This is a genomic window from Neobacillus niacini, from assembly GCF_000759675.1.
GTDB lineage: Bacteria > Bacillota > Bacilli > Bacillales > Cytobacillaceae > Neobacillus > Neobacillus niacini_A.
In genome coordinates, this window is the sequence record NZ_BAWM01000043.1 from 1 (window position 1) to 6323 (window position 6323).

At 37.2% G+C, this 6323-nt stretch carries 7 protein-coding genes and 1 pseudogene; 2 read left to right on the forward strand and 6 right to left on the reverse strand.

All coding sequences use genetic code 11. From position 1 onward, the window contains the following. Positions 1 to 229 precede the first annotated feature (229 nt). Both TR08_RS16880 and TR08_RS16885 read right to left on the reverse strand, forming a co-directional pair. The gene (locus TR08_RS16880) at positions 230 to 1429 is read right to left on the reverse strand and encodes an MFS transporter (protein WP_045520103.1); all 1200 of its coding nucleotides are present in this window, start codon (positions 1427 to 1429) and stop codon (positions 230 to 232) included. 143 nt (positions 1430 to 1572) lie between these two features. Further along, positions 1573 to 2619: an LLM class flavin-dependent oxidoreductase gene (locus TR08_RS16885; protein WP_045520104.1), complete on the reverse strand. Its 1047-nt coding sequence runs from the start codon at positions 2617 to 2619 to the stop codon at positions 1573 to 1575. A gap of 290 nt (positions 2620 to 2909) precedes the next feature. On the opposite strand from TR08_RS16885, the gene TR08_RS16890 reads away from it, so the two are divergent. After that, positions 2910 to 3260: a winged helix-turn-helix transcriptional regulator gene (locus TR08_RS16890; protein WP_045520105.1), complete on the forward strand. Its 351-nt coding sequence runs from the start codon at positions 2910 to 2912 to the stop codon at positions 3258 to 3260. A 189-nt stretch (positions 3261 to 3449) separates the two neighbouring features. Here the strand turns inward: TR08_RS16890 and TR08_RS16895 are convergent, their stop codons facing one another. The 4 genes and pseudogenes from TR08_RS16895 to TR08_RS16915 form a co-directional block, all read right to left on the reverse strand. Beyond that, complete coding sequence (locus tag TR08_RS16895) at positions 3450 to 3674, reverse strand: hypothetical protein (RefSeq protein WP_045520107.1); 225 nt, start codon at positions 3672 to 3674, stop codon at positions 3450 to 3452. A 151-nt stretch (positions 3675 to 3825) separates the two neighbouring features. After that, positions 3826 to 4733: pseudogene (locus tag TR08_RS16900) on the reverse strand (Nif3-like dinuclear metal center hexameric protein). A gap of 166 nt (positions 4734 to 4899) precedes the next feature. Continuing rightward, complete coding sequence (locus TR08_RS16910; protein WP_045520111.1) at positions 4900 to 5358, reverse strand: NUDIX hydrolase; 459 nt, start codon at positions 5356 to 5358, stop codon at positions 4900 to 4902. 143 nt (positions 5359 to 5501) lie between these two features. Next, complete coding sequence (locus tag TR08_RS16915; RefSeq protein ID WP_045520114.1) at positions 5502 to 5852, reverse strand: VOC family protein; 351 nt, start codon at positions 5850 to 5852, stop codon at positions 5502 to 5504. A 260-nt stretch (positions 5853 to 6112) separates the two neighbouring features. On the opposite strand from TR08_RS16915, the gene TR08_RS31140 reads away from it, so the two are divergent. Next, positions 6113 to 6256: a YjcZ family sporulation protein gene (locus TR08_RS31140; protein WP_081954525.1), complete on the forward strand. Its 144-nt coding sequence runs from the start codon at positions 6113 to 6115 to the stop codon at positions 6254 to 6256. Positions 6257 to 6323: the final 67 nt, after the last annotated feature.

Below are 6323 nucleotides of genomic sequence, written 5' to 3' on the forward strand. Positions count from 1 at the left end.
GCGAATGGCTAGTTCTTACTCGACGGGAATTCCACCCGCTATATGATACGACCTAGGCTCGGCCGCACACCTGCTTCGTTAGTTCAACAAGAAAAAATGACCGCCGCGGCGATCATCATCCTTTACAAAAGCACCCGTTAGCGTAAGTACAATATTTCACAAAATCCAAAAACAAGTTTACCTTTAGATATTGTTTTTATGCTCCTTTTTTAGCTTTAAGTGAATAAAATTATGATATTTTATAATTGCGATTAATTTCTCCCAATTGTTGTTTTCTTTTTATGGTAGTGGCGGCGATTTGCACGACCATCATCACTACGTTAATTACAATCAGCCCCGCTATAGCTGTTGAGAAGCTATCCGTCGCATCGTGAATCCAGCCAAGAATAAGGGGGCCGGTTGCCCCGATCACATAGCCGGCTGATTGAGTCATGGCCGACCAAGCAGCCGCCTCTTGCGGATTGTCGGTAGCGTCCAAAGGCAGTAGTAGATTGAGAGAAAACAATGCGCCGGCGCCTACACCAATAAAGATCGTGGCAATCAACGGTGCAATGGAGGACGCAAGCATCACTAGCCCGACGAGTTCCGACAGCGCTGCAACCATTAGCCAGAGGCGACGGGAAGGGAATCTGCGAAGCAAGATCGGCAGAACAAGGCTTACTGGAATCTGAACAACGACGAAAATCGTAAGCGCGCTTGCAGCGTAGGACTTACTATAGCCCATCCCTTGAATCATATCTGGCAACCAAGCTGTGAATGAATAGAATAGCATGGCCATCAAGCCGAACGTCAGTGTAAGTAGCCACGCTTTCTTATATGTCCATGGCATTCTCGTCTTCGTGCCGGTTGAAGTGGGAAGATCTTGCGGTCTAATATGCCGCATAACGAACAACCACCATAACAGCACTGCGACGAATGCGATGACCGCCCATATCCCTAGCGCGCTCTGCCAAGAGTTCATACTATTCTGCATCGGCACGATCAAGCTCGAGCTTAGTGCTGCTCCCAGAGTAAGAGCAACCGTGTATATCGCAATCATCGAGGGCACATGCTTAGGAAAGTGGCGCTTAATAAATCCGGGAAGAAGCGGTCCTGCAAATGCAATCCCTATACCAGCAATAAAAGCGGTAATAAGCAAAAATGAGACCGAATCCGTGAAGAATCTAAGAATAGTACCGACTCCGATGACAAGCAGCGACCAACCCAATACCCGCTCAATACCCCATTTTCCGCTGAACTTTATGGCTACAGGAGCGAAGAGTCCCATGCAAAGAACAGGAATCGAAGTTAGCAAACTCGCTACGGAGGCGTTCATTCCTAAGCTGGTTCTAATCGTTTCGAGCAATGGTGCTATCGAGTTAATTGCCGGTCGCAAGTTCAATGATGCAATAAATAAAGCTATTATCATTAGAATATATTTTTTTTTCATAAAAATTTCATACTCTCCTTTAGGTTGTATTTATAAATTTCAAACCAATACTAAAAAGCCCAACTTCACCGTAAATTAATAAGAAATTGGGCTTTTTCATTACTTCATTAAGGCGCCCTATTCTGGAATAGTAACTTTTTAATTTATTTGTTTTTTATTTCTTGTCTTACTAGTGGCATTACTTTCGTAGCTAATAATTCAATCGCACTTGTAACTTGGGAGAACGGCTGACAAATATCAAGCTGCATAATAAAGCGATCATGACCAAATAATTCGTGCTGATAAAGAATTTTTTCAACGATTTCTTCAGGACCTCCAACAGCAAGTGCATTGTTTTTAGAAACAGCTGCTGCCACTTGCTCTTTCGGAATATTTCTTCCCATCATCGTTCTAATATAATTTGAATAATATGGGTGAAATTCATCTACAGCTTGTTCTGCAGTCTTGCCAATATAGCCATGGCTTGTGATCGCAATTTTTAGATCCTCTTCTGCGTGTCCTGCCGAAATCCCAGCTTGACGATAGGCTTCTACTAAAGGTTTTACATAAAGTGGATTACCTCCTAAAATAGCGAGTGCCATTCCAAACCCAGCCTGCCCAGCCCGAACTGCACTTGCAGGGGTTCCTCCTACTCCTCTCCAAATCGGAATCTTACTTTGTTTTGGTCTAGGAGCAATCTCGCTATTATTTAATGGCGAACGGAACTTCCCTTGCCATGTAACACGTTCATTATTATTTAGTTCTTGTAACAATTGTAATTTCTCTTCAAAAAGTTCATGATAATCATCCAAGTTATAGCCAAAAAGAGGGAATGATTCGATAAATGCTCCTCTACCTGCCATAATTTCCGCACGCCCACCTGAAATTAAATCTACTGTCGAAAAGTCTTCAAATACTCTTACAGGATCTGCAGTGCCTAATACAGTTGTAGCACTGGCTAATCGAATATTTTTTGTTGCTTGTGCAATCGCTGCTAACACAACAGGTGTCGCTGAAACCGCAAAATCCAGGCGATGATGTTCGCCTAAACCAAAAATATCCACTCCTACTTCATCAGCCAGCTTCGCTGTCTCGATGATATTTTGAATACGCTCTTCCGCAGAAATTATTTTTCCAGTAATGGGATCTGGAATTATTTCTCCAAAAGTATAGACACCAAATTCAAACTTCTCTTGATTTGTCTGGCTCATAAGGCAACCCTCTTTCATTCAAATAATTATCTTCCCTTAAAAAAACGCGCATCCTGTGAATATTGTCCTGCATCCGTGAGAGCTATAGCAATTGCTACAACTAATGTAGCAAGACAGTATTAATATAAACCTAATCCTAACACCTTTTTTTCCTCCCCTTTAATTCTCTTTATCTAAAATGATTTTAGATTTCCTTTGAATAATGTTATTATTACTCATAATAATCATATTAGAAAGTACGCACTTAAAAGTTGTATAGTATACAAAAAGATACTAAAGGGGTAATTAGGATGAATCTAGAACCAGAATTATGTCGTGTAGAAGATGCTTTATGCATATTAGTCGGGAAATGGAAACCAATTATCTTATTGCATTTATTGAAGAACGGTACTCAAAGATTCAGTGAGTTAAAACGAAGAATGCCTGGAATCACGCAAAAAATGCTGACTATTCAATTACGCGAGTTGGAAAACGAGGATATTATTCAGCGTGTTGTCTATCCACAGGTTCCTCCTAAAGTGGAATATTCGATTACTGAATACGGCAGGAGCTTGGAACCGATCTTACACGCAATGCATAAATGGGGAACAAAGCATACATTGCATAAAAGACAAAAAATGAACGAAAGAGCGAGTAAATAAAAAACTGCCTTTATTGGCAGCTTTTTTTAATTAAATATCCAGTTTTCTTTAAAAGTGTTGCTCAATTAAATGGCCCGATTGTTGAACACAAGTTAAACATCGATCTTCAACTAAACTGCATCTTTAGTTCAATAAGAAAGCCACCCGAAATGGCAGCTTAAACTTGTAGTTCTTTAAAATAAACATTTATTATTTCTGGTCAGTAGGTCTTCGTTTATGTTTTTCATTTATGATTTTCTTGTTAAGAATCCGTACTTTACTAACCATTAGCAACCTCATATCTTCTACAATATACCTAGCTAACTCTTCGTCAGAAATGTCATCTCCATCAATATCAAGACGGAATTCCTGTCCTTGAATTCCACCGCCATTCGTAAACTCGATTTCAAAGTCGAATAGAACTCTTTTTTCCATTTCGAATCCACCTTAACCTTAGTTTTATAGTGTTATTTATATTCTGGCTTTAAAGAACAAATACCATCTTCCACATTTCCACTGCCTCACCCGTTAGCTAAATAAGATTAAAGTCCTTTGATTAAGAATTTTTCAACATTGTTTATAACCACTATTTTTCCTGTGGAATTAAAACCGTTTTAATATCAAAGTTATTTTCAAACCAATCTTTCATCAAAGTTTTATGTACAAGATATTCTGAAGCAGAGTGGGAAACACCTATAAGCGACATTGATGTTTTAGAAGCATATTCTATCATTTCTTTGTATCTTTGTTTTCCGTAATCGTTATCAATATGGCAATGGACCTCCCCTGTAATATATGCTTGAACGCCATTTCTTTCTGCTTCCTTCATCCAATCAACTTTATCTCCACAACCAGCAACAATTGCTATCCTTTGAATTTCATTAAATTTTTTACCTTCAAAATCTATATAGGGAACTTCAAAAATACCTTTCAATGTTGAAACTAATTCATCAGTGTTTGTTTTATCAATATTACATACTAGTAAAAAATCATTCTTTATTTCATTTAATATTTCTCTCTCAAAAATTTCAGCTTTTAATGCACTGGCAATCGCAACATTCGTGCCTAATTTTTTATGACAATCCATAGGTATGTGGCAGGTGTATATAGATAGTTTTTTCTTTTTCACTTGCAAAATGTATTTTTCTTTAATGGGAAGAAATCCTTGTCCCCATTTACCTTTTGGGTCTCCACATTCCATTAACAAGGGATGATGCATAAACAATAAATCTCCCTCGTTACCTTCTTCTAGAAACCTCTCCAATACATAATCAGTTGGAAAAACAGCCAAAAAAACTCTTTCAACTTTTGAAGCACCTTTAACATTAGTCCATTAAAAAGTCCAACAAATTCCTTTTCAAAAGCAGAATTCCAATCAAATCGTAAAGGGTCATATGCAATAGGTATAAATCGACTAAATGAAGGATCTTTTCCAAATGATTTTATATCGAATTCGATGTCTAATTTACTAACTAATTCTTTAAGCTCTTCCAACATTAGCCACCCTCTCTAAATAATTACTATTTTTTCAATTATTCACTTAATAAAGCAGTAATTGGGGAATTCTTCTTCAATTAACCTGTCCCGTTACTTCAATAAAGTTCAACAAAAAGAGGCGTTAATCCTTCTTGGATTAACGCACCCGGTATTGAAGAAGGATTCAATTAATTACTTGCTCATTATACATATTAATTGGGTATTGGTTCTTTTTTAATAAATTTTCAATTATTTGCTTTAATACCTTTGGTTCCCGTAAGTCTTCATTCTCAACTTTTACAAGGTCATTTATCTTAATCCACTTACTGTCAGAAATTTCATCTTCTTCGAGGTTTAAAGAACCTCCAATAACCTCACCAATAAAATGAAATAGAATTACTTGGTTGTTGGTACTACTGATAAAATTATATACACCAGTTGTACCAATCAGTTTTACGTCCAACCCTGTTTCCTCTTTTACTTCCCTCCAAGCTGAATAGGGAATGTCCTCACCATATTCAATACGTCCACTCGGAAAATTCCACTTATCAACAGCAGTAGGTTTTTTCTCTTTTATAATTAAGACTTCATCTTCACTAAAGATTGATACGCTTGCTACTAAAACAATTCCATCTTGCGACATCCATTTCCCCTCAATTCTTTTTGAAAATCACCTTAATCTCTATTATATCTGATTTCCTTCTTCTTCCACTAACCTGCGTCGTTAGTGTAAATAGAAAAGCGATTGCTCTTATTGAACAATCGCTCCCGTTAGCCTATAAGGTTTTAACACTCACACACCATCAAATGATTGCCATCAGGGTCTTTAAAATTAAACCATCGATTATTCTCTATTCCGGTTGTTATCTCTACATTCTTTTCCCTCATATACTTGTAAGCGTCCTCTATATTATTAGTATTGAAATGAAATAGTGGGGCTTTGAAAATATTTTCATCTGAAAAAATTTTGCTATCTAATACTATCCCTGTTCCATACATAGGTACAATAAACAAATGACCAAATAATATTTCGCCTTCTGATGCTAAGCCAAGTATGTCACAATACCAATTACGTGCCTCTTCAATATTACTTACAGGAATAAAAACTGTACCGATTTGATTTCGTATAGGATTCATAAATACCTCCAATAAATGACTTTGATTTACTATAAGAATCAATTCGACGTAAGGTATCTTTTACCCTGTTCTTATTGAACTATCCTGCAACGTTACTTGAATAAAAAAATTTTGCATTTTTCAGCAGCGCTCGGCTCACTATCTACTGCTTTAATCATATTCCGTAGTTTTGTCCTCATAAAAACTAGTGAAATAGCCCTTGCCACCTTAATTTCTCAGCATATTTTATAAGGAATTTGTATATAAAGGAGGGTTATCTAATGTTTGGATATGGTGGATACGGCGGATTTGGTGGTTGTGGTGGATACGGCTACGGCGGCGTCGGTTTCGGTGGCGGTTGTTTTGCATTAATCGTTGTATTGTTTATCTTGTTAATCATCGTTGGATCAGTTATCTGTTTCTAAGTAAAAACCAATTACACTTTTCTTAAAAATACAAAAAAGCCCTTGTAGGGCTTTTTTGTATTTGAGA

Coding starts and splice junctions, on each gene's coding strand:
- TR08_RS16880 (WP_045520103.1), bottom strand. CDS start 1,429: ATGAAAAAAAAATATATTCTAATGATAATAGCTTTATTTATTGCATCA.
- TR08_RS16885 (WP_045520104.1), bottom strand. CDS start 2,619: ATGAGCCAGACAAATCAAGAGAAGTTTGAATTTGGTGTCTATACTTTT.
- TR08_RS16890 (WP_045520105.1), top strand. CDS start 2,910: ATGAATCTAGAACCAGAATTATGTCGTGTAGAAGATGCTTTATGCATA.
- TR08_RS16895 (WP_045520107.1), bottom strand. CDS start 3,674: ATGGAAAAAAGAGTTCTATTCGACTTTGAAATCGAGTTTACGAATGGC.
- TR08_RS16910 (WP_045520111.1), bottom strand. CDS start 5,358: ATGTCGCAAGATGGAATTGTTTTAGTAGCAAGCGTATCAATCTTTAGT.
- TR08_RS16915 (WP_045520114.1), bottom strand. CDS start 5,852: ATGAATCCTATACGAAATCAAATCGGTACAGTTTTTATTCCTGTAAGT.
- TR08_RS31140 (WP_081954525.1), top strand. CDS start 6,113: ATGTTTGGATATGGTGGATACGGCGGATTTGGTGGTTGTGGTGGATAC.